General features: G+C 50.9%; 18 protein-coding genes and 1 pseudogene. 14 read left to right on the top strand and 5 right to left on the bottom strand.

Going from position 1 to position 18,772, the window contains the following annotated elements; all coding sequences use genetic code 11:
• Nucleotides 1–12 precede the first annotated feature (12 nt).
• Entirely contained in the window at nt 13–1,242 is a 1,230-nt protein-coding gene (gene glp, locus ACN0R1_RS07425; RefSeq protein ID WP_417581443.1) for a gephyrin-like molybdotransferase Glp, read from the top strand.
• On the opposite strand, the gene ACN0R1_RS07420 is transcribed toward glp (ACN0R1_RS07425), so the two are convergent.
• Together ACN0R1_RS07420 and ACN0R1_RS07415 are read right to left on the bottom strand one after the other, a co-directional pair.
• A complete protein-coding gene (locus ACN0R1_RS07420; RefSeq protein WP_417581441.1) occupies nt 1,212–3,299 on the bottom strand; it encodes an ATP-binding protein in 2,088 nt (695 codons plus the stop codon). The genes glp (ACN0R1_RS07425) and ACN0R1_RS07420 overlap by 31 nt on opposite strands.
• Nucleotides 3,299–4,681 carry a sigma-54-dependent transcriptional regulator gene (locus ACN0R1_RS07415; RefSeq protein WP_417581439.1) on the bottom strand — a complete coding sequence of 461 codons (1,383 nt, stop codon included), beginning with the start codon at nt 4,679–4,681 and terminating at the stop codon, nt 3,299–3,301. Before ACN0R1_RS07415 ends, ACN0R1_RS07420 begins: the two co-directional genes overlap by 1 nt.
• 242 nt (nt 4,682–4,923) lie before the next feature.
• Here ACN0R1_RS07415 and ACN0R1_RS07410 point away from each other — a divergent pair, with 242 nt between their 5' ends.
• The 12 genes and pseudogenes from ACN0R1_RS07410 (at nt 4,924) to ACN0R1_RS07355 (ending at nt 14,416) form a co-directional block, all read left to right on the top strand.
• Nucleotides 4,924–5,724, top strand: a complete 801-nt coding sequence (locus tag ACN0R1_RS07410) for a substrate-binding domain-containing protein (RefSeq protein ID WP_417581437.1) — start codon at nt 4,924–4,926, stop codon at nt 5,722–5,724.
• A gap of 24 nt (nt 5,725–5,748) precedes the next feature.
• The gene (locus ACN0R1_RS07405) at nt 5,749–6,456 is read left to right on the top strand and encodes an ABC transporter permease (protein WP_417581435.1); all 708 of its coding nucleotides are present in this window, start codon (nt 5,749–5,751) and stop codon (nt 6,454–6,456) included.
• Entirely contained in the window at nt 6,453–7,097 is a 645-nt protein-coding gene (locus ACN0R1_RS07400; protein ID WP_417581433.1) for an ABC transporter ATP-binding protein, read from the top strand. The genes ACN0R1_RS07405 and ACN0R1_RS07400 overlap by 4 nt, the downstream gene beginning before the upstream one ends.
• Complete coding sequence (gene mobA / locus ACN0R1_RS07395; protein ID WP_417581431.1) at nt 7,097–7,669, top strand: molybdenum cofactor guanylyltransferase MobA; 573 nt, start codon at nt 7,097–7,099, stop codon at nt 7,667–7,669. The genes ACN0R1_RS07400 and mobA overlap by 1 nt, the downstream gene beginning before the upstream one ends.
• Before the next feature lie 93 nt (nt 7,670–7,762).
• Nucleotides 7,763–8,302 carry a molybdopterin-guanine dinucleotide biosynthesis protein MobB gene (gene mobB / locus ACN0R1_RS07390; RefSeq protein WP_417581429.1) on the top strand — a complete coding sequence of 180 codons (540 nt, stop codon included), beginning with the start codon at nt 7,763–7,765 and terminating at the stop codon, nt 8,300–8,302.
• A complete protein-coding gene (glp, locus tag ACN0R1_RS07385; RefSeq protein ID WP_417581427.1) occupies nt 8,299–9,600 on the top strand; it encodes a gephyrin-like molybdotransferase Glp in 1,302 nt (433 codons plus the stop codon). The genes mobB and glp (ACN0R1_RS07385) overlap by 4 nt, the downstream gene beginning before the upstream one ends.
• A 24-nt stretch (nt 9,601–9,624) precedes the next feature.
• The gene (moaC, locus tag ACN0R1_RS07380; protein WP_417581425.1) at nt 9,625–10,437 is read left to right on the top strand and encodes a cyclic pyranopterin monophosphate synthase MoaC; all 813 of its coding nucleotides are present in this window, start codon (nt 9,625–9,627) and stop codon (nt 10,435–10,437) included.
• Between the two features lies 1 nt (nt 10,438).
• The gene (gene moaE / locus ACN0R1_RS07375) at nt 10,439–10,903 is read left to right on the top strand and encodes a molybdopterin synthase catalytic subunit MoaE (protein ID WP_417581423.1); all 465 of its coding nucleotides are present in this window, start codon (nt 10,439–10,441) and stop codon (nt 10,901–10,903) included.
• On the top strand, nt 10,896–11,900 hold the full coding sequence (gene moaA, locus ACN0R1_RS07370) for a GTP 3',8-cyclase MoaA (RefSeq protein ID WP_417581421.1): 1,005 nt from the start codon (nt 10,896–10,898) through the stop codon (nt 11,898–11,900). The genes moaE and moaA overlap by 8 nt, the downstream gene beginning before the upstream one ends.
• 36 nt (nt 11,901–11,936) lie before the next feature.
• Nucleotides 11,937–12,944, top strand: coding sequence for a hypothetical protein (locus ACN0R1_RS07365; RefSeq protein ID WP_417581419.1), 1,008 nt, complete (start codon nt 11,937–11,939; stop codon nt 12,942–12,944).
• Between the two features lie 23 nt (nt 12,945–12,967).
• A pseudogene (locus tag ACN0R1_RS07360) lies at nt 12,968–13,075 on the top strand (GTP 3',8-cyclase MoaA); the annotation flags it as partial.
• Nucleotides 13,076–13,180: 105 nt separating this feature from the next.
• Nucleotides 13,181–14,416: an EAL and HDOD domain-containing protein gene (locus tag ACN0R1_RS07355; protein ID WP_417581417.1), complete on the top strand. Its 1,236-nt coding sequence runs from the start codon at nt 13,181–13,183 to the stop codon at nt 14,414–14,416.
• A 35-nt stretch (nt 14,417–14,451) separates the two neighbouring features.
• Here ACN0R1_RS07355 and ACN0R1_RS07350 read toward each other — a convergent pair whose 3' ends face one another.
• Nucleotides 14,452–15,675: a TraB/GumN family protein gene (locus ACN0R1_RS07350; protein ID WP_417581415.1), complete on the bottom strand. Its 1,224-nt coding sequence runs from the start codon at nt 15,673–15,675 to the stop codon at nt 14,452–14,454.
• Nucleotides 15,676–15,847: 172 nt separating this feature from the next.
• Between ACN0R1_RS07350 and ppnN the strand changes: the two genes are divergently transcribed.
• Nucleotides 15,848–17,224: a nucleotide 5'-monophosphate nucleosidase PpnN gene (ppnN, locus tag ACN0R1_RS07345; RefSeq protein WP_417581413.1), complete on the top strand. Its 1,377-nt coding sequence runs from the start codon at nt 15,848–15,850 to the stop codon at nt 17,222–17,224.
• Nucleotides 17,225–17,256: 32 nt separating this feature from the next.
• On the opposite strand, the gene ACN0R1_RS07340 is transcribed toward ppnN, so the two are convergent.
• The gene (locus ACN0R1_RS07340; RefSeq protein WP_417581594.1) at nt 17,257–17,829 is read right to left on the bottom strand and encodes a methyl-accepting chemotaxis protein; all 573 of its coding nucleotides are present in this window, start codon (nt 17,827–17,829) and stop codon (nt 17,257–17,259) included.
• Nucleotides 17,741–18,730: a HAMP domain-containing protein gene (locus tag ACN0R1_RS07335; protein ID WP_417581411.1), complete on the bottom strand. Its 990-nt coding sequence runs from the start codon at nt 18,728–18,730 to the stop codon at nt 17,741–17,743. The genes ACN0R1_RS07340 and ACN0R1_RS07335 overlap by 89 nt, the downstream gene beginning before the upstream one ends.
• Between the last annotated feature and the right edge of the window lie 42 nt (nt 18,731–18,772).

Here is an 18,772-nt window from a genome sequence, read left to right as displayed (position 1 = left end):
GAGGGACGTACGTTGAGACCAACCGATAATCTGATGCCTGTAGATCAGGCACTGAGTGCCATGCTGCAATTAACCCCCTTGGCCGAGGTTATTGAGCAGGTGGCCATATCCAAGGCGGCCGGGCGCGTTTTAGCTAAGGATATACAATCGACCTGTGACGTCCCTCCGGCTGATAACAGCTCGATGGATGGTTATGCGCTACGTCTGGCTGATGCTGGGGCACCTTTGCCTATCAGTCAGCGTGTGGCAGCGGGGCGGTCACCTGGGCCGCTGACTCAGGGCACCTGCGCACGCATTTTTACCGGTGCGGAGATTCCTCCAGGCGCTGATGCGGTGGTGATGCAGGAAGCCGTAAGCTTTACCGCCTTTGATGATCTGTTGGTGCCGGAAGACTTGAAGCCTGGCCAGAATATCCGTCGGGCCGGGCAGGATATCCGCCGGGGAGCCACAATCCTTAAAGCCGGAACGCGTCTGGATTATCGTCATTTAGGTCTGCTTGCCAGTGTGGGTATTGCCGAGTTAGCGGTATTTCGAAAAGTTAGCGTAGCCATTTTATCTACCGGTGATGAGCTGGTTCAACCTGGGAAGGCGCTGCAGCCTGGCCAGATTTACAACTCTAATCGGTTTTTACTGCAGGGTTTTCTGGAAGCGTTGGGAGCCGAGGTGGTTAGTTTTGAACAGGTAGGCGATACCTATGCGGAAACTCAGTCAGCGCTCCGCCGCGCCGCCGACCAGGCTGATTTGGTGCTGTCGACCGGTGGTGTATCCGTGGGCGAAGAGGATCATATTAAGCCAGCTGTAGAATCTTTGGGCGAGTTGGCCATCTGGCGTCTGGCGATGAAACCGGGTAAGCCTGTGGCGTTTGGTCGGATAGATCAGAGTATTTTTATCGGTCTGCCGGGCAATCCTGTGTCAACCTTTGTGGGGGCTCAGGTGTTTGTTAAGCCGGTACTCGCGCGCCTGGCGGGTGAGGCAGCAGGTGAACCCGACTGGCTCACAGGTCTAGCCAGTTTTTCGGCTGCAACTAAAATACGCCAGGAATACCTGCGGGTGCAGGCGACTTGGCAAGATGATCATTGGCAGCTGAATGCTTACCCGAATCAGAACTCCGGTGTACTGACATCGGCGATCTGGGCCAATGCGCTGGCTGTACTGCCTCCTGAAAGTGATGTGGCTCCAGGCGATAAGGTGCGTTTTTTTCTTTATGCCGATCAGACCACGCCGAAACCGGATAACAACTGACGCATGGTTTCTTCATCTTCCTGATTCAACAGGGCTTTCTCACGCAGATAGACACTGAACTGACTGCCTTTTCCCGGCTCAGAGCTTACGCAGATATCACCGCCATAACGCCGCGCCAGCGAGCGGCTGATGGACAGGCCCAACCCATTGCCATTCTCCCGGGTGGTGAAAAAAGGTTCAAAAATGCGTGCCTGTACCTCAGCGCTCATGCCACTGCCTTCATCACGTACGCTGATTTCTACGCCTTTGGCACCGTCTTCGGCTTGCCATGGATGAGTTGATAGCCAGATATTGCCTTGGCAGGGCATGGCATTGGCGGCATTCAATAACAGATTTACCAGTACCTGCTGTACCTGTTGTCGGTTACCTTCCACGGAGCAGACACTGGTGTAATCCTTGTGTACTGTAATGCCTTTTTTGTTCAGCGCGTAGTGCACCAGCGCCAGGGTATCCTGCACAACGGCGTTAACGTCGAGCGTTTGCATCTGGTCGATAACCTGCCCGGGGCGGCTGTATTGCAACAGGTTATTGATGATTGCCTGAATACGGTAGACCTGTTCGATCACTGTATCGATTTCACTTTGTACCAGGCAGCCCTCACCCAATTCCGCTTGCAGCAGGTCCATGTGCCCGAGAATGACCGCTGCCGGGTTATTGATTTCATGGGCAATGCCGGCGGTTAACTCACCCAGTACCGCCAATTTCTCTTTGGTAAAGAGTTCAGCCCGAGTAGCCTTCAGCAGCTCAATGTGTTGTTCCAGTTCCTGGGTTTTCTGTTGCAGGCTCAGGGTACGTTGTTCCACCTTCTGCTCCAGACGCTCAGCAGCCTGACGGATGGTATCCTGGCGGAGATCCAGCTCATCCAGCATGTTATCGAACTGCTGGGCCAGGTCAGCAAACTCATTCTCGGCTTTCAGTGTACCGATCCGCGCATGGGTATCACCACGACGCACCGCCATCACCGAGCGGTGAATACGCTTGATCGGGCTGAGTAAGCGGTAAGCGCTGTGCCAGACAAAATAACCTGATAACAGCATAATCAGGCCCAGTGTAATACCTAGCTCGGCAAGATTACGGCGATACATATAAATGAACGGGCTTTCTGAGAAACCGGCATACAGAACCCCGATCAGCTTGTCGTTTAAGCTGTAAATAGGCTCATAAGCACTGATAAACCAGTCGTTTACTACAAAGGCCCGATCAAGCCAAAGACGCTCCTCCAGCAACACTCTCTCATAGACTTCAGCCGAGATGCGCGTGCCGATCGCACGTTCGAATTCTTGCCTGCTGGGGTGCTGCTGATGTTGTGCCGGTACGTTGGTGGTGATTCTGACATCGTCGAGAAACAACGTGACTGTTCCCAGACCATCATCCGGCAGCGCATCCTGACCATAAACCAGATCGCGGATGGTATCGACAAACTGCAGGTTGTGATTTAACAGCACCCCGCCGTCCAATACATAGCGTAACTGACCCCTGGCATCAAATATTGGCTGCAGGGTGCGCACGAACATGCCGCGGGTTTCCAGGGTTTTGTCAGAGGGCTTGGCGCGGGGAGTGTCCAGCACCGGCACTTTAACTTTTTCAGCCAGTGCGGGGCTTAAGGTCAGTAACTCCTCTGCATCAATCAGAGACAGCCCTTTAAGGCTGTTACCCGCAAGAATTTGATCCTTCAACTGCGCAATACTGGGTTGTGAGTCCAGATCCTGCTGCAGTTGCTCAGGAGTCAGCAGGCGTAAAAAATCAAATTGCTGCTTCTGGCGTAGGTCATTGATCATCTGGTTAAGCGCCTGATGATCATTGCTGATCAGGTAGGGATGCAATTGTAAGGTATGGCTGAGTTGTTCCAGACGTTCCAGTTGCCGGTCCTGCATCATCTGCAGGGTGCTGCGGGCTACGGCCAGATCAGACGCTACCTTCATATAGAGTTGGCGATCTGAATAGGTGGTGGTCCAGTAGGCGGTTAAGCCGATCAGAGCGGCAAATGTCAGCAGAATGGGCAGTAGTATCAGTGCCAGTAGCTTACCGCGAACCGAGTGTTTCCAGGGGCCGGGCATTAATCGGTTCCTGTCAGACTGTCATTGTCCTGCTGCCAGCCACTCAGTTTACGATCAAGCGTTTTCCTGGCGATACCCAACTGGCGTGCGGCGGCGGACTTGTTACCCTCACTGGCTTCCAGAACCCGCAATATGTGCCGTTTCTCAACTTCTTCCAATGGCCAGCAACTGGGATAGCCTGAGCTGCTGAAAGCTGCATTGTCCCGTGGCTGAAGTTCTTCCAATGGCAGGTGTCCAAGCAAAATGCAGCGCTCAATGAAATTTTTCAGTTCACGGATGTTGCCGGGCCAATGGTGTGCCTGCATGGCACGCAGGTCTTCATGGCTGAAAGGCACGGCAGGAAGCCCCAGGTCATCTGACAGGCGCCGGGAAAAGAAGTGTGCCAACTGCGGGATATCCTCACTGCGTTCACGCAGAGGAGGCAGGGTCAGGGTCAACACATTCAGGCGGAAGTACAGGTCTTCACGAAACTGCTGTTGCCTGACTTCATCACTCAACGTGCGGTTGGTGGCGGCCAGGATGCGCACATGGGTTGGCACCTCGCGTTCACTGCCGACCGGACGAATGCTTTTTTGCTCCAGCGCCCGCAACAGCTTGGCTTGCATAGCTAAGGGCATTTCGCCTATCTCATCCAGAAACAGCGTACCACCGGCGGCATAGGTAAATAGCCCCTCGCGGGCACGATCAGCGCCGGTAAAGGCGCCTTTGGTATGCCCAAACAGTTCGGCTTCCAGCAAATCGGGGGCTATGGCACCACAGTTAATCGCCACAAATGCACCCTCTCTGCCGGATTGATGGTGTAGCGCCCGGGCTACCAGTTCTTTACCTGTGCCGGATTCTCCCTCTATTAAAACCGGGGAAGGCGTGGGGGCTACGCGCTGAATTACGGCTTCGAGTCGTTTAATCACTGCGCTGTCACCCAGCATAGGCGTATCGGCGGCGATGTAACGGGTGACCTCACGTCGTAACAAAAAATTTTCCCGAGCCAGCAGACGACGCTGTAGTACCCGTCTGACCGCATTCATCATCTGTTCCAGCCTGAAGGGCTTCAGAATAAAGTCGGCGGCACCAGCACGCAGTGCCTGAATGGCTGTGTCCAACTCAGCATAGGCGGTCATGAAGATAACATCACTATGTCGGTTCGGATCCTGTAAAGCTTCGTGCCATTCGATGCCGGAGCGTCCTGGCAGTTTTACATCCACAATAAGCAGGTCGAAGTGGCAGCGTTTACGTATCTCTTCAGCTATTTCGATGCTGCCTGCGACTTCAACCAGCCCGAAATGTTTCTGCAGGGCTTTTTGCAGGAAGCTGCGCATGCCGGATTCATCATCTACCACTAATACCGAAGCCGAGCGGCAAAGATCTGAGTCTGTTGTTATCATGGGTTATCCGATTGACAGGTCGAAAGCGGTCAGTGTTGGGATCTAATGTCCCATATGTAGTCTGACCTGTGTAATTTTGACTCATATTAGCAGATAAGTTATGGGATGTAATTCGTCAAACTTCCTGAGTTTCTAGCTTTGTTTTTATGTTTTATGCGGGCTTGGACAGTGTTGGCATGAAAGCTGGCCTGTTGCTTGCTCTCTAACTGCATGAAATTATAAACACAATGGAGCGGGGCTTTATGAAACGATTTTTACTAGTAGTCTGTTTGGTGCTGCTGACAATGCAGTCTGCGTTTGCTGAAAAAATGCTCAGATTGGCGACAACGACCAGTACTTATAACTCAGGCTTGTTGGATTTTTTATTACCGCACTTTGAAGAAGAGACTGATATCAGTGTTCAGGTAATTTCAGTAGGTACAGGTGCAGCACTGCGTCTGGGACAGGATGGTGATGTGGATCTGGTGATGACGCATGCACCGGCGGCTGAGGCCGCTTTTGTTGCAGGCGGCCATGGTGTTGATCCCAGAGGGTTGATGTATAATGACTTTGTTTTGGTGGGGCCGGTTGCTGACTCGGCTGAGCTGCGATCCGCTGATAATGCGTTGGATGCCTTTTCGCGTATTGTAGCAAGTGGGTCAGTGTTTGTGTCGCGTGGCGATGACTCGGGAACCCACATGAAAGAATTGGCTTTCTGGGAAAATGCCGGACAAACTCTGCCTTTTGATGGTTACCGGAGCGTCGGTCAGGGTATGGGTCGTGTACTGTCCCTGGCGGATGAAATGGAAGGCTATGCGCTTACCGATCGGGGTACCTGGCTGGCGATGAAAAACCGTTTGGATCTGGCACTGGTTTATGAGGGAGACGAAAGCTTGTTTAACCCTTATCAGGTGATTCTGGTGAACCCGGAGCGGCACCCCCATGTTGAATTTGAATTGGCTAAAATGCTGGCGGATTGGCTGGTGTCAGAACAAGGGCAGCGTTTGATTGACAGTTTTCAGATTGAAGGAGAGCAGTTGTTTTTTGCCTCTGCTAAACAATAATTTCATGCGAAAGACAATGCAGTAATGAATTCTATTTCGGAAGCGACTATAGCTGCATTGTATCTTTTGATTTCCGGTGATGCGGAGCTCTGGGGCATTATTCTGGTGTCCTTCAGAGTTTCGCTTTCGGCCCTTTTAATAGCCTTTCCCTTTGCGATGATGCTTGGCTTTGTGCTGAGTTTTTGGCGTTTTCCCGGACACTGGTTCATCGTTACCCTGAACAACACGCTGTTAGCGGTGCCCACAGTCGTTATAGGTTTAACACTGGTGTTGCTGTTTTCCCGTAGCGGCCCGTTTGGTGACTTGCGCTTGTTATTCACTCAGCCGGCAATGATTATCGGACAGATTTTAATCTGTTTTCCGCTGCTGGTAGCGATGCTGCACATGGCCTATCAGGGGGTGTCACGTCATGCCTGGGAAACAGCGCGAACGCTGGGCTGTTCACGGTTAAAAACCCTGTGGTTGATTACGCTTGAAGTACGCTTTGCTGTATTGGCTGCTGCAGTGACTGCCTTCGGTCGTATTGTTGCCGAAGTGGGCTGTGCCATGATGGTGGGTGGTAATATTGCTGGCTATACCCGCACCATTACGACATCCATTGCGCTGGAAACCACCAAGGGTGAATATGTGCAGGGGATCGCCTTGGGAATCGTATTGCTGGTGCTGGCGCTGGGATTAAATCTGCTGGTAGGCATTAGTCGTGGGCGCAGTGTTCAGGGGGCTGCACAATGAAACCTGCTGAGCTGAAGGCCACTGGATTACAGCATGGTTTTAAGCGTGAAACCCTGTGGCAGATCGATTATCTGCAGCTACTGGCAGGCCAGTGTGTGCATCTGCGAGGTGAAAACGGCAGTGGTAAAACTACTTTGCTGAAAGTTCTGGCAGGGTTGCAACGCCCAAGTGCTGGTCGGGTACTGATCAATCAGCAGCCCGTGAGTCTAGGAGATGGACGTTGTTGTTACCTGCATCAGCAACCCTATATGTTTGACAAAACGGTACGGGCAAATCTGGCGCAGGTATTGGCATCCCGTTCTGGTTCTAAAAATGACAAGTGTGAACGCGTTGATCAGGCGTTACACTGGTCAGGGTTAATTCATCACGCTGGGCAAGCGGCGCGGACTCTTTCAGGTGGCGAGCGCCAGGCTTTAGCTATGGCCAGGGCTTGGTTATGTGAGCCGCAATTCTGGCTGCTGGACGAGCCCATCGCCAGTCTGGATGAAAATGGCATTGAGCGTTGTGTAGAATTGGTCTCACAGTTACGCCGAAGTGGTGCCGCCATTTTGATGACCAGTCACCAGCAGGGTGCCTTGACGGCACTTTGCGACAGTCAGTGGCAGTTGCATCAGGGCAAGTTAATCACTGAGGGTGGATGATGCAAAATACAGCAGTAACAGGGGTTATCCTGGCCGGTGGGCAGGGGCGCCGTATGGGCGGGGAAGATAAAGGTTGGGTCGATTTCCAGGGGCGGCCGATGATTCAGCATATTATGGAGCGTTTGTCCGACCAGGTAGATGAAATTATTATCGTCGCTAATCGTAATCAGTCTCGCTATGCTGATTTGGGAGTCAGGGTTGTTGAGGACTTGTTGACCGGCTTTCAGGGACCCTTGGTGGGGATAGCTACAGGTTTAACCCATGCGTCTCATGATCAGGTGGTATTTGTACCCTGTGATGGTCCGTTTATAAGTCGCGAGCTGGTTAATCGTTTCAGTGAGGAATTCTCTAATACCGGAAAGCCTGTTATTGTGGCAGATGACGGAGAAAGATTGCAGCCGATGGTGGTGATGCTACAAAAGCAGCTGTTACCAGAACTGCGGGCAGCATTACAAGCCGGTGAGCGTAAACCAGACCGCTGGTATGCCTCGGTAGGTATGGCGCAAGTTAGTTTTGCTGCGGATAGTTTGTATAACTTTAATACACCTGAACAAATAACTCCGAAGAGTTAACGATAATTCTCCGTTATAAGTCAGTTTATTCCTTTTGAATCAGGAATAAACCTTGCTTGTAAACAGATAATAACAATAGGATTATCGGACCGCATGAAACCCTACGATATTCCGGTACTCGGCTTTGCCGCCTGGAGTGGTACCGGAAAAACTACATTGCTGAAACAGCTTTTGCCGCGACTGAAACAGCGGGGCTTGCGTATCGGTTGTATCAAACATGCCCACCATGATTTTGATGTTGATATACCCGGCAAAGACAGCTATGAACTGCGGCATGCGGGCGCCAGTCAGATGTTGATTGCCTCAGCTAAGCGTTGGGCACTGATGACTGAGGACCCGCAGGATGACGCACCTAAATTGATGGATCTACTGACGAAGTTGGATACAGATCAGTTGGATATGGTGCTGGTGGAAGGCTTTAAAGCCGAAAACTATCCTAAAATCGAACTCTACCGGCCCGCTGTTGGTAAGCCACTGCGTTATGAGCAGGACCGCACTATTATTGCAGTTGCAACCGATGACCCTAGCGCCTTACCTGAAGGCCTCAAACTACCCTTATTGGATATTAACAACCTCGATGAGATTGAGACCTTTGTGTGTCAATTTTGTCCAACCAGCGGAGGCCAGGGATGAGCCAGAAAGATATTTCCTGCTTTGATTTTGTCACTCCCCAAGGCAATCGTCACTTAAAACTGGAAGAGGGCGCTCGGCTGGTTATGTCGATGGCGCTTGGTCACCTGCCTTCCTGCGATTGCCCTTTGGCGGCGGCGTTGGGCCGAGTCCTGTCCAAGGATATAGTGGCACCGTTTAATGTCCCCCAGAATATTAATGCGGCGATGGATGGCTTTGCCCTCAAAGGTGAAGAGTTAGGAGCGCAGACTGAATGGGAGCTGCAGGGCCAGAGTCTGGCAGGTCGTGCGTTTGATGGCCGGCTGCAGCCAGGCGGTGCGGTAAAGATCACCACGGGCGCTCCGATGCCATCGGGTGCCGATACGGTGGTGATGCAAGAGATGTGTGAACTGCGCGGTACACGGGTGGTGATTGCTGACTCTGTGGCTGTCAGGCCCGGCAGCAATGTGCGTCAGGCGGGTGAAGATATAGCGGTTGGCAGTTTGGTGTTAAGGCGCGGACAGCGTCTGGGTCCGATAGAAATAGGTATGCTCGCGTCATTGGGGCTACACCAGGCAAGTGTTTATAAGCCTCTGAAAGTGGCGGTATTCTCAACCGGTGATGAAGTCTGTGCGCCGGGTGATGAGCTGCAGCCCAGTGGTATTTATGATACCAATCGCTTTACCCTGCTCTCTGTACTGAAAGGGCTGGAGTGTGAGGTGGAGGATCTGGGTATTCTGCCGGATGATAAAGCCAGTATTGAGCAGGCACTACAGCAGGCGGCCCAGCGTAATCGTCTGGTACTGACCAGTGGAGGAGTATCTGTTGGCGAAGCTGACTTTGTTAAGCAGGCACTGAGCAGTCTTGGCAATACCAGCTTCTGGCAACTGGCAATCCGTCCGGGACGCCCGATTGCGTTTGGGGATCTGGGATTAAACCAGGATGGCGAGCTATGCTTATTTGCTGGTCTGCCAGGCAACCCGGTAGCTGTGATGGTGACGTTTTGCCTGTTGCTGCAGCCGTTGATCCGTAAGCTTCAGGGTGAAACTGAATGGGTAGGGCTGACGTGGCAGGCAAGAGCGACAGAATCGATGAAAAGTCGCACCGGACGCAGTGATTTCCACCGTGGTATTTTTACTATCACCGAAGGGGGGGAGCTGGAGGTGCGTACCACCGGTCATCAGGGATCTGGCATTCTGACCTCTATGCATGAAGCTAACTGCCTGATACGTATTGAAGAGGACCGGGACCGCGTTGAAGCGGGTTCCCGGGTCAGAATTTATCCATTCAGTCGTTGGTTGCCTGGCTATCCGCTGGTGTAATTATTTGAACGGAGAACAACTATTATGACCACACTGACTCATCTGGATGCCAAAGGGCAGGCGCACATGGTGGATGTATCGGCCAAAGCCGTGACAGCCCGAACAGCCACTGCCAGTGCCAGTATAACTATGCAGGCATCCACCCTGCAGATGATTATAGAAGACCGTCATGCCAAAGGGGATGTGCTTGCTACCGCACGCATTGCGGGCATTCAAGCGGCCAAACGTACGCCAGATCTGATTCCTTTGTGTCATCCGCTGATGTTATCCAAGGTGTCTGTTGAATTTGAACCAGATACCGCTTTACCGGGTATCCGCGTTCTGGTGACCTGCAAGTTGGCAGGTCAAACCGGGGTGGAAATGGAGGCGTTGACCGGGGCATCGGTTGCGGCTTTGACCCTTTACGATATGTGTAAAGCGGTGGATAAAACCATGCTGATTGGCGATATCCGCGTATTAACCAAGCAGGGCGGTAAGTCGGGTGACTGGGTGTTTGACGCCGCTGAAACTGTATCTGCCGAAGTGGTCTTTGAACCCAGTGTTGATGAGATCAGGACACGGCCCCACGAAAGACTTCAGGTACGTTTTTTTGCTGAATTACGAGAGCAACTGAAGCAGGATGAATTGGCCGTTGATCCGGCTGAGCTTAAAGCAGCCGGTTTTACAGTGACCGTGGGTGGTTTGTCTGACTGGTTGCGTCAAACTCAGCCAGAACTGGATGCCGTGCTGGATAGAGCGGGCTTGATGGTCGCCGTCAATCACAAAATGGCCGATAACCAGGTACCGGTTAAAGCCGGTGATGAAGTGGCTTTTTTCCCACCGGTAACCGGGGGCTGATATGTTCAAAATACAGGTCTATGCCGAACGTTTTGATACCGGCAAAGAACTGGACGCTTTGAGTCTGCAGCGTACAGATATTGGTGCATTAGCCAGCTTTGTCGGCTACGTGCGTGATTTCAATGAACGTCCGGATGTGACTGCACTGACGTTGGAGCATTATCCCGGCATGACTGAGCAGCAACTGCAAGCCATTGCTGAAACAGCCGCTGAACGTTGGCCGCTGCTGGGTGGTACGATTATTCACCGGATTGGCCGGATGGAGCCGGGTGATCCGATAGTGCTGGTGGCTGTGGCCTCAGCACATCGTCAGGCCGCATTTGATGCCTGTAACTTCATTATGGACTATCTGAAAACCCGGGCGCCTTTCTGGAAGAAAGAACATACCCTGAGCGGTGACTATTGGGTCAGTTCACGTCCTTCAGATAGCCAGGCGGCACAACGCTGGGATAATAATAATGACTGAGCTCCTGAATACGACGGCATTGGTGGATCGTTTTGGTCGACGGGTGCGTTATGTACGCTTGTCGGTAACGGATCGTTGTGACTTTCGCTGTGTCTATTGCATGAGTGAAAAAATGACCTTTTTGCCTCGCGATCAGGTACTGACGTTGGAGGAGATAGGACGAATTGCGTCGGTATTTACCAGTCTTGGGGTAGAAAAAATCCGTCTGACAGGTGGTGAACCGCTGGTCAGACGAGATCTGATGGAATTGGTTGATTATATCGGAACCTTGGGGCTGAAAGATTTCACCATGACTACCAATGGCAGTCAGTTACCGCGTTTTGCAACCGAGCTGAAAGCCGCTGGATTGCATCGACTGAATATTAGCCTGGATTCGCTGGACCCGGAGAAGTTTCGTCGAATTACCCGTAATGGTGATCTGCACAAGGTGCTGGCCGGTATCGATGCTGCACAGGCCGCCGGTTTCAGTGAAATCAAGATCAATGCCGTGGTGATGCGGGGCCGCAATGATGACGAGGTGCTTGCTCTGGTAGATATGGTGCGCAAACGAGGCATCGATATCAGTTTTATTGAAGAGATGCCGCTGGGTAATATTTCTGATCATGGTCGTGATGAAACCTTCTGCTCCAGTGATGAAGTTAAGGCGATGATTGAACAGAATTATCCACTGACGCCACTGCAACATATGACGGGAGGTCCATCGAAATATTTCAGTATGGCTGACAGTCGCAGCCGCATAGGTTTTATATCACCGCACAGCCATAACTTCTGTGGCGATTGCAATCGTGTGCGCGTCACTGTAGAAGGGCAGTTGTTACTCTGCCTTGGTAATGAGCATTCGGTTGATCTGAAACCTATACTGCGCGCTTACCCCAAGGATAACGGCCCGTTACGCCAGGCCATTATTTCTGCCATGGAGTTGAAACCTGAATCCCATCACTTCACTACGGATGGCGAAGTACAGGTGGTTCGCTTTATGAATATGACCGGCGGCTGAGTCGGAATGAATCCAAGATAGGGAGTATCAATCAGTATGAACACAGGCACTAGAAGAGCTATGGCTTCTGTTATCCCTCGTCTTGTCTTGCTTGGGCTTTTATCGATACTGGCGGCTGGCTGTACAGATACGTTCGCTGACGAGACTGTACACAGAATCGATGCTGAACGTGACCTGCGCTCATTTGATGATTGGGCGACAGCCAGTGTATTGAATATGCATGTGGGGTGGAATGCGCCAAGAGTTTTGGGACAATTAAGTTATCGAGCCTGGGTGGATGGCTTAAGTCATACGCCAGTCAATATAGTTGAACAGCCTTTTGTGATTAAAGGTCATTTATTGGCTTACTGGGATATTGATTACTATGATCTCTCTTGGGAGACTAAATTAATTGATGCTCAGCCTGCAAAGACCTTGCTTTTGCGTTTTTATCCTCAAGGACCACAAGATCCTAAAACTGAAGCGATGCTCGAAGACTTAGTCCTGTTGGCGGAAGACAGTCGTCGAGCTGTTCGGTTTTTTATTTATGATAGCTTTAATGAGCAAGGGCCTTTGCGCGTTCACAGTGGAGTCGAAGCTTGGGATCAGGATGAAATTGAAGCCGTGCTTGAGCCTTTTGGCGCGCTGGCTGATTCCTTTAAGACGGACCAGGAAGGCTATATAGCCATGCCTGCCAAGGTTACCTTGACTGAAGTGTTGACCTATCATGAATTGAGCTCTACGTTTCTCAACGGAAAGCTTACCGATGTTCAGTCTTGGCCTGAAGGAGCGGCTTTCGACTCTGATATTTATGATCTTCAACGCCATAATTTTTTATCGCTACCTTGGCAGCAATTCTTTCGGCTTGACTCATCGGCTTCAATGTATACACAGCCTGATAAAGAATCAAAGGTGGTTTTACTAGTCAATACTCAGGTTTCTGATTCAGGGCCCAGGGTGGAAAAAATTTCTACTTACAGCGCTGACTGGTTTTTAGTCCGCCTGTATTCTGATCCCGATATAAAAGGCTATGTTCGAGTGAATGATTTGTGGATAATTAATTGATCACAGCTTTGACCAGCGGCCCATTACGCCAGGCCATTATTGCTGCCATGGAGTTGAAACCTGAATCCCATCACTTCACTACGGATGGTGAAGTCCAGGTGGTTCGCTTTATGAATATGACTGGCGGTTAACGCATTATCGGGACGAAAGTATAGGGTTTTTCGGCGGAATGGCTTACTATCTGTCTTAGTGATAGAGTGCTTATGCATTCTGGACCTTATCGCAGGGAGCCTTTGATGCCAGAACAGGAACAGAAAAAAGTAACCGATTATTGTCTTGCGCTACAACCTATTTGTGATCAGCATTTGCGGCATGTGGGTGATGAACTGCTTTATCGCGCCAGTGTGAATGCCAGGGTGGCAGTGATTGAAAACCCCCTGGTAGCTACCGCGCGCGTGTGTAATATCGCTTTTTACGAAATGGGCCGGGAAGCGCTCAGCGGTCCGCGTGAACTCTATTTTAATACCCCCCGTGACTGGCTGCTTAATCTAGATCTATTACCACCGGCAGCCGACCGAATTGTATTGGAAGTGCTTGAAAGTGTTGAAGGTGATGCTGAAGTTATCGCTGCGCTTCGTAATGTAAAATCACTGGGTTATCGCATTGCTCTAGACGATTTTGTGCTTAATGACGCCACTTTGCCGTTACTGGAGTTGGCCGATATTGTTAAAATTGATCTACTTAATAACGGTATCAATGAAAAAGATCTTGAGCTGTATAAGTCACGCGGCATTGAGCTCCTGGCTGAGAAAGTAGAAGACTTCGAAACCTTTAAGCATTGCCGCGAACTGGGCTTTACCCTGTTTCAGGGCTATTTTTACGCTCGTCCGGAAATCAGACAAAGTCAGTTTATAAAACGCAGCAGCAATAAGGCCGCCCAGTTGCGTCTGTTGGCGGTGCTGAATGAACAGGAGCCGGAGTATGACAAGCTGGAATCGCTGATGGCTCAGGATTCGCCACTTTGTATACGACTGTTGCGGCTATGTAACTCACCCCTTTACCGGCGTGAGTGTGAAATTGGCAGTTTACGTCAGGCGATGATTCTGGTCGGTTTTAATGGACTGCGAAAATTGATTATTGTAATTTTGCTGGCTGATAACAACCCCTGTAATTTGCTGCTGTTGCCCAAAGCACTCACCCGTGCTGCCATGTGTGAGCGCTTGGCTGAAGAATCGAATCACGACCATCCAGACAGTGCTTTTCTTGTCGGTATCTTATCAATGATGGACACTCTGCTGGATGAACCCCTGGATAAACTCTGCCTGCAACTGCCGCTGAGCGAAGCCGTACGCGAGGCGCTGCTGAAGCAGCAGGGACGCCTGGGCGAGATACTACGATTGACTATCGCCTATGAAGATGCGCGCCTGGGGTCTGCATCACAGCTGGTGGTTCAGCGACTCAATCGTTGCTATATGAATAGCGTAAGTTGGGCAAATAATCTGCTCGGTGAAGTGGCCGATGCCTCCAGATAAAGCCATGTGGCTTTCAGTGTTAAACAGCCTCAGCGTTAGCCCGCTGCGGCGAGTTGTCCAAAAATTCTGAAGCCACCCAGGTAAGTACCGAGCGCTGATCCAAAGGTGGCAAGGATGAATACCAGCAGTGTTCGGGATACCCGGTTACGCCACCAGCCCCGCAGCTGTGTGACATCCTGGCGCAGCCTTGAAAAATCACCCACAGTCGGTTTGCGCATGGCTATTTCAATGGCTGCCGCCACCATGCCCGCACCTATAGTGGGATTCAGTGATGTAAAGGGTGCCGCAAAAAATGTACCGATAATGGTTAGTGGATGGGCTGTGGCTATCAAGGCACCCAGTGCCGCCAGCGTACCATTGATCAATACCCACTCAATAATCAGTTGCAGTCCCAGGTCAGTGTTACGACTGAAGCCTATGGCAAAGCCAGTGATTACCAGTAGCATGATGATCCAGGGGATGAATTTCGGCCAGCGACTCCCCTTGGGGGTTTGCTCAAGCAGATTGATCTGTTCAGTAGGATCTTCAGGTAGGTGCCCGCGCAGATTGTCGGACATGCCCTTAAGGTGACCGGCACCGATGATCACCAGTACGCGTTTGTAACGGCTGTCGCCATTTTCCTGTGCCAGTCGCAGTGCCATATAATGGTCACGCTCGGCGATCAGGGCCTGGTAAAGGTGTTCAGACTCTTCAGCAAACTCGGTGAAAGTGGATTCCAGCACATCACCCTGTTTGAGCTTTTCGATCTCTTCAGCGGAGACTTTTTCTTTAGATACCAAACTGGCCATCAAGCCACTGATCAGGTTCATCCGTTGCCACCAGGGCACGCTGCGATAGACCCGTTTCAGGGTGATACCAATATCCCGGTCTATGACCATTACGGGCAATCCAGCTGTTTCAGCCTCTTCCAGAGCCGCTTTCATTTCGGCCCCTGGTGCTATGCCACTTTCTTCGGCAACGCGCTGCTGAAAGGCTCCCAGTGCCAGGCTGGCGGCAACCATACCGGCTTTGCCTTCACGGATCACCTGGAACAGGTCCATTTTTGCCAACGCATCAGGGTCCTGCATGGAGCGTAGACGCCCTGGGCAGAGCTCTATGGCGACAGCATCAAACTCTCCAGAACGAATCAGTTCACGCACTTCATCGGCACTGGCTTTGGAAACATGCGCTGTACCCAGTAGTGTGTAGTGGGTGTCATATTTATGCAGCTCTTCACGTGGGCCGCCGGTTTGAACAGAACTGATTACTGAGGTTGTCATAGAGTTCGCTGTCTGTGTTAATTCGCAAAAGAGCGCTGATTTTACCCTTCAGCGCAGCAGAGTGCATCTTTGTCACCTGTTTTACCCAGCCTTTTGGACAGAAATGCGGTTTTAAGATAAAAGCGTAGTAATATAAACATATACTTGGATAGTTGATTAGCAGGAGAGCCGTATGATTACCGAGCAGTTTGTCGATGCCAGTATCACCCCTTTAGGTAATCTGGACACCCTGTCACCGTATGAGGTGGCACGATTACAGGATAGAAGTAACAGTGGTTTACACACTCTGTTTCGTCAGTGTGCTTTGGCTGTACTCAATACGGGTAGTGAAATGGATAGCACCCGCAAAGTACTGCATCGTTTTCGTCGTTTTGATGTACAAATCAGTCATAAATTCCGTGATGTTCAGCTGGATCTGATCAATGCACCGGCCTCGGCTTTTGTCGACGGTGAAATGATCCAGGGGATACGCGAGCATCTGTTTTCGGTACTGCGCGACCTGTTGTATGTGCAGGATGAGCTGGATAGTTGCGACGATGAATTAAGTGAATCTGAACGTATCACCAATCTGGTGTTTCATATTTTGCGTCATGCTGGCGTTATGCGGCCTCATATCAAACCGGATATGGTGGTCTGCTGGGGTGGTCATTCGATTAACCGTACTGAATATGACTACACCAAGAAAGTCGGCTATGAGCTGGGTCTGCGCAAGTTGAATATCTGCACTGGCTGTGGGCCTGGAGCGATGAAAGGACCGATGAAAGGGGCGACTATTGCGCACTCTAAACAGCGCATTACTCAGGGGCGTTATCTCGGTATCACCGAACCTGGAATCATTGCGGCCGAATCGCCCAACCCGATAGTGAATGAGCTCTTGATTTTGCCGGATATTGAAAAACGTCTGGAGGCGTTTGTGCGGGTGGGGCATGGCATTATTGTGTTCCCCGGCGGTGCTGGAACGGCAGAGGAGATACTTTATATTCTGGGTATTTTGCTACGCGAAGAGAACGCTCAGATGCCTTTCCCGTTGATTTTTACCGGACCGGAAGAGAGTCAGTCCTATTTTGAGACGCTGGATAAATTTATTGCCGCGACGTTGGGTGAGCTGGCCACGCACTTTTATGAAATCATCACCGGTGATGCCCATGCGGTTGCGCAGCGCATGAAGGAGCGCCTGGATGAAGTTACCCGCTATCGTAAATCCAGTGGTGAGTCCTATCACTTTAACTGGGACCTGATGATTCCGCTGGCACTGCAAAAACCCTTTGAGCCAACACATGAACTGATGGGCAGTTTGAACCTGTCACTACAGCAGCCAGACTATGAATTGGCTGCTCAGTTACGCTGCGCTTTATCCGGCATAGTGGCTGGTAATGTCAAAGAGCCAGGGATTCGGGCCATTGAAGAGCACGGACCGTTTCAGTTAACTGGTGACCCTCAGGTGATTGATGCACTGGCAGAGTTGCTGGACAGTTTTGTCAAACAGCGGCGTATGAAAATCAATCATGAGGATTATGTGCCTTGTTTTCGTCTGGCTCGAAGGGAGTGACTCCTCTGAAGAAGTCACTCATATGTGATTAGTTAGCTGGTTCCTGAAAAACGGCTGGTGAGTGCCTGATTGCGTTGCCCCATTTGCTTCAATAAGCTAGCAATGCCAGTCAGGCCTTGAGCCGCCTGGGCGGTTTCATGGGTTTGCTGTGACACGCTGGCGATGTTTTGAGCAATATCGCTGGCTACGCTAGTTTGCTGTTCCGCTGCTGTGGCAACCTGGGCATTGAAATTATTGATCTGGATGATTAATTTGCTGACACTCTGAAGTTGGGATGAGCTTTCTTCAAAAATTTCCACGCTTTCAGTGGATATGGCATGAGACGCTTGCATTACATCAACAGTTTCGTTGGCACCTTTCTGTACAGTCTCAATAATCTTCTGGATCTGTTCGGTTGAGGTCTGAGTGCGCTGAGCGAGTGTTCGAACTTCATCAGCCACTACCGCAAACCCCCGTCCTTGATCACCCGCTCTAGCGGCTTCAATGGCCGCATTTAAGGCTAGCAAGTTGGTCTGCTCAGAAATTCCCTGAATAACACCAACGACGGTACCTATATTGCTGGTATCGGCCTCTAGCTGGCGCCATTTGCTCCATTGCCGTAGCAACCAACGATGCGCTGTCGTTGGTTTTCGCTGCATGATCGATGATGTTATCCGAGATGCCAGATAATTGGGCAGTAGACTCAGTCAGCTCAGTCGTGGCTTTGCGCATCTCACCAGCAATCTGAAGCAGGAACTGTTGCAGTTGACGAGCAGATTCGGCTAGAACACCCAACTCATCAGTACGTGATATGGCTATGCTTGTGTCCAGCCGTCCTTCACTCAGATCTTGAATGGCACTGATTAGACTGCGGCTGGGTTTGACAATGGCCAGATTAACCACCAATAGGGCTACCACTCCAAAAAGCAGTATAGCAATCAGTAAAAGTAAGGCGGCGAGGATAGATGCATTTTCGACCTCAGCAGGGATCATACTGGCTTCTTGGATCGCACTGTCGGCCAACTCAGTTGCCGCCAGATTTAACAGTCGTGAGGGTTCTCGATCTATACCTGCCACGGCTTGATCACCGACGCGATGGTCAAAGCCACTGGCAACAAACTGCTGATACCCTGTGCGGTACTCCTGGCCCATAGTTTGATGAGCCTGGATAAACTCAGTAACTGTCTGACGTTCGGTTCCTTCCGGCATAATTTGAAGCAGGTCGTTTCCGATTTTCTGTACTCGGTCTTCTTGGTGCTGAAAACTGTTCCAAAAGCGCTCTAATTGATCAGCCTTTTCTCCACGGATTAACACATTTTTCCACTCTTGGACTTGTGTTTTAAATTCACTCTGCATCAAGTTGATCGCACGCTCCATTGCCACTTCTTGACTGATTAGCTGGTTGTAGCGCTGGATTCCCTGATTCACCTGCATGAAATAGAACACGCCGGCAATCATGATCAGCAGACAGCCACCGACAATAATTGCCAGCAGCTTGTTGAATAGGCTTCTGTTAACCCAGTTCATAGGTTTCTCCAAGTAGGTAAGCAACGGCGGGATTGGCTTTTG

It is taken from the genome of Nitrincola sp., assembly GCF_048264025.1.
GTDB lineage: Bacteria > Pseudomonadota > Gammaproteobacteria > Pseudomonadales > Balneatricaceae > Nitrincola.
The sequence above is the reverse complement of the archived record's forward strand: the minus strand, read 5'-3'. Positions and strand labels throughout refer to the sequence as shown.

Excerpts from the sequence above, each read along its gene's own strand:
- ACN0R1_RS07420 (WP_417581441.1), bottom strand. The coding sequence starts at position 3,299 with ATGCCCGGCCCCTGGAAACACTCGGTTCGCGGTAAGCTACTGGCACTG.
- ACN0R1_RS07415 (WP_417581439.1), bottom strand. The coding sequence starts at position 4,681 with ATGATAACAACAGACTCAGATCTTTGCCGCTCGGCTTCGGTATTAGTG.
- ACN0R1_RS07410 (WP_417581437.1), top strand. The coding sequence starts at position 4,924 with ATGAAACGATTTTTACTAGTAGTCTGTTTGGTGCTGCTGACAATGCAG.
- ACN0R1_RS07405 (WP_417581435.1), top strand. The coding sequence starts at position 5,749 with ATGAATTCTATTTCGGAAGCGACTATAGCTGCATTGTATCTTTTGATT.
- ACN0R1_RS07400 (WP_417581433.1), top strand. The coding sequence starts at position 6,453 with ATGAAACCTGCTGAGCTGAAGGCCACTGGATTACAGCATGGTTTTAAG.
- mobA (WP_417581431.1), top strand. The coding sequence starts at position 7,097 with ATGCAAAATACAGCAGTAACAGGGGTTATCCTGGCCGGTGGGCAGGGG.
- mobB (WP_417581429.1), top strand. The coding sequence starts at position 7,763 with ATGAAACCCTACGATATTCCGGTACTCGGCTTTGCCGCCTGGAGTGGT.
- glp (WP_417581427.1), top strand. The coding sequence starts at position 8,299 with ATGAGCCAGAAAGATATTTCCTGCTTTGATTTTGTCACTCCCCAAGGC.
- moaC (WP_417581425.1), top strand. The coding sequence starts at position 9,625 with ATGACCACACTGACTCATCTGGATGCCAAAGGGCAGGCGCACATGGTG.
- moaE (WP_417581423.1), top strand. The coding sequence starts at position 10,439 with ATGTTCAAAATACAGGTCTATGCCGAACGTTTTGATACCGGCAAAGAA.
- moaA (WP_417581421.1), top strand. The coding sequence starts at position 10,896 with ATGACTGAGCTCCTGAATACGACGGCATTGGTGGATCGTTTTGGTCGA.
- ACN0R1_RS07365 (WP_417581419.1), top strand. The coding sequence starts at position 11,937 with ATGAACACAGGCACTAGAAGAGCTATGGCTTCTGTTATCCCTCGTCTT.
- ACN0R1_RS07355 (WP_417581417.1), top strand. The coding sequence starts at position 13,181 with ATGCCAGAACAGGAACAGAAAAAAGTAACCGATTATTGTCTTGCGCTA.
- ACN0R1_RS07350 (WP_417581415.1), bottom strand. The coding sequence starts at position 15,675 with ATGACAACCTCAGTAATCAGTTCTGTTCAAACCGGCGGCCCACGTGAA.
- ppnN (WP_417581413.1), top strand. The coding sequence starts at position 15,848 with ATGATTACCGAGCAGTTTGTCGATGCCAGTATCACCCCTTTAGGTAAT.
- ACN0R1_RS07335 (WP_417581411.1), bottom strand. The coding sequence starts at position 18,730 with ATGAACTGGGTTAACAGAAGCCTATTCAACAAGCTGCTGGCAATTATT.